Annotated in this window: 2 protein-coding genes; both read right to left on the reverse strand. The window is 44.0% G+C overall.

Annotation, left to right across the window (positions count from 1 at the left end; all coding sequences use genetic code 11):
• Positions 1 to 424: 424 nt before the first annotated feature.
• The gene (locus Q8907_15405; protein MDP4275657.1) at positions 425 to 610 is read right to left on the reverse strand and encodes a hypothetical protein; all 186 of its coding nucleotides are present in this window, start codon (positions 608 to 610) and stop codon (positions 425 to 427) included.
• A gap of 106 nt (positions 611 to 716) precedes the next feature.
• Positions 717 to 2907 (reverse strand): glycoside hydrolase family 95 protein (locus Q8907_15410; protein ID MDP4275658.1); only part of this gene is annotated, 2191 nt, incomplete at its 5' end.

Consider the following 2907-nt stretch of genomic DNA (forward strand, 5'->3'; position numbering starts at 1 on the left):
AAGCGTTAAAAACAAAATCCTGATTGACTGCGTACGGTCTGAATGAAGCCGACGCCAGGAGGCGGAATGAGTTGACGCAGTCACAGTCTTTTTTGTAAACTTTTTGTGACGACAAAAAGTTTGAATAAAGTTTTAACGTAAAGAAAACCACGTAGGCACTAAATGGTCCTATGAATTTTAAAATATTTCTTAGTGAACTCCGTGACTTAGTGGTTATAAAAACGCTGAAACGCCTAGGTCCTCAAATCAAACTTTCTCCAACCAATAACCAGTATCCCGTTATAACCCCTTTTCACTACTTGTGAAACTTCAATAAAAAATATCTTGATGAGGTTGAAAACAATAAGGAGACGTTAATCATTAAAAGGTGGAAAGGAAAAGATAACAATAAAGAATTCTGCTTTTTATTACCCCTGCGATGATTTTAATCACATGCTTTCCCCAAGTGGAGAACATCAACCAGTTTCCAGTTTTTGTCATTTAAAGAAGGAAATTCAAATCCGTTGAAAAAATTCGGGTTTGAATCACCGGCAATGGTTCTCCTGTGTTTATGAGGTGGAATATCCTGCCGGTTGAAGCTATCCGAACCGCATATTGCTTTTTCTCCCATCAATAAAAAAAAGAATAGACAAAGCAGACAAAAGAAAAACAGATTTGTTCCCTTTTGTGAAAGATGGTTAAAAAATGCGGTTGGGATGGCCCCGGCATAGTGATTATTATTTCTTTAGTTTAAATACATAAGTCTTTCCTGCTTCAGTAGGTATATCATACAGGAAAGTTGGTCTGATTTCAGGTTTTGTGATCGTTGCTTTTTCTGAAATCAGGGGTTCTTTTACTGAATTGACGGCAAAGAAAGGATTTGTATTATTCCCTTTAGCCCCGGATAAAGAAGCTCCGTTACTCATAACGATAGACTGTTGTGTCCTGATCCTGCAGTTGCCTCCAATTTTTGAATGAATGGTCAAGGTTTTGATGGTCCCGCTTTCCCAGGTTATGTCAACTTCGAACCCGCCGCGGGCTTTGAGGCCTTTCACTTCACCCTTTTGCCATTTGTCGGGCAATGCAGGGAGAATGTTTACGCATCCGTCGTGGCTTTGCAAGAACATTTCAGCAATACCTGCCGTACAGCCAAAATTGCCGTCGATTTGGAAAGGCGGGTGTGCATCAAAGAGATTGGGGTATGTTCCCCCTTTGCCCTTGAGGTCGCCCAGCTTGTCGGCAGCCGGCGACAATTGGTCGGTAATCAGCTTGTAGGCGTGGTTACCGTCAAGCAACCTTGCCCACAGGCAGACCTTCCAGCCCATCGACCAGCCGGTGGAGGGATCGCCCCTATAGGTCAGGGAGTTTGCTGCTGCTTTGAACAAAAGCGGATTCCTGTATGGGGAAATCTGACTGCTGGGGTAGAGTCCGTAAAGGTGCGAAACATGCCTGTGGTTGTCCTGGGGATTGTCCCAATCCTCCATCCATTCCTGCAGTTGATTGTACTGGCCAATCTGCATGGGTGCAAGCCTCGATTTTGCTGTTTTCAGGGTATCGGTATATGAGGCATCTGTTTTCAAAATTTCAGCAGCGCGGATGGTATTGGAGAACAAATCGAAGACCAGCTGATTGTCCATGGTTGCCCCGGCACAGATGACCCCGTCTTTCCTGTATTCATGTTCGGGCGAAAGGGAAGGGGAAATTACCAGCCATTTGTGTTTGGGCTCTTCCTGAAGGATATCCAGGCAAAACATAGAGGCTCCCTTCAAAACAGGATATATACCGGCCAGGAATTTCTTATCTCCTGTAAAAAGGAAGTGTTCCCAAAGGTGTTGGCACAACCAGGCTTCTCCAGTTGGCCACAGGCCTGATCTGGCATGATCTACCGGAGCTGTGATCCGCCATATATCCGTGTTGTGGTGTAGTACCCACCCCCGGGCTCCATAAAGTTCGCTGGCTGTTTCTTTACCTGTTTGGGATAATTCGCTGATCATTTTCAGCAATGGCTTGTGCATTTCAGAAAGATTGGTGACTTCTGCCGGCCAGTAATTCATTTCGGTATTGATGTTAACGGTGTACTTACTGTCCCATGAGGGATCAACTTTGTCGTTCCAGATACCCTGCAGGTTCGCCGGCTGTGTGCCGGGTTGCGAACTGGATATGAGCAGGTAACGTCCGAACTGGAAATATAAAGTAACCAGTTGTGGGTCATTGCCTTCTTTGAAAGCGGCAATCCGTTCGTCTGTCGGTAATTTGGCTGCCCCGGTTATGCCCAGGTCAAGATGTACGCGGTTGAAATATTTCTGATAGGCAGCAATATGGGATTTTAAAGCCAATGAGTAATTTTTCCTGATGGCATTTTTGAGAAAATCACCTGCTTTTTGAATTTGATTTATGCTCAGGTCTTTATAATTTTTAAAGTTGGTGGCAATGGAAATATAAATTACTGCTGAATTGGCATTTTTAATGACCAGCCGGTTGCCTGAAACCGAGCATTTACCGCCTGAACAGACAGGCTGTACAAGAGTTTGAAATTTAACCTGTCCTTTAACACCTTCGTGATCGTCGGTTATTCCGGCTAATTCAAGTTTATTGCCGGCAGCTGTAATTGTACTTTTCAAAGGGCAGTCAAGCGAGAGGTTACAGGTTATCTTACCGGGTTTATCAGCTGTCAGCCTGACAATTATTACCTGATCGGTGAAGGAGGAGAAAATTTCTCTTTTGTAATTCACTCCGGCAACCTTGTAGTTGACAGAAGCTATTGCCTTTGAAATATCAAGATCGCGGGAGTAATTACTTACCTGTTCCTGCCCGGGAAATTCAATCCAAAGGTTTCCTGCGGGCTGATATTTCATTCCGTTGTTTTTTGAGACAACCTTTTCATTGGCCAGCTTGGTGGCTTCTTCATATTTGCCTTCAAATAGAAGT

Source organism: Bacteroidota bacterium (assembly GCA_030706565.1).
Classification (GTDB): Bacteria; Bacteroidota; Bacteroidia; order Bacteroidales; family JAUZOH01; genus JAUZOH01.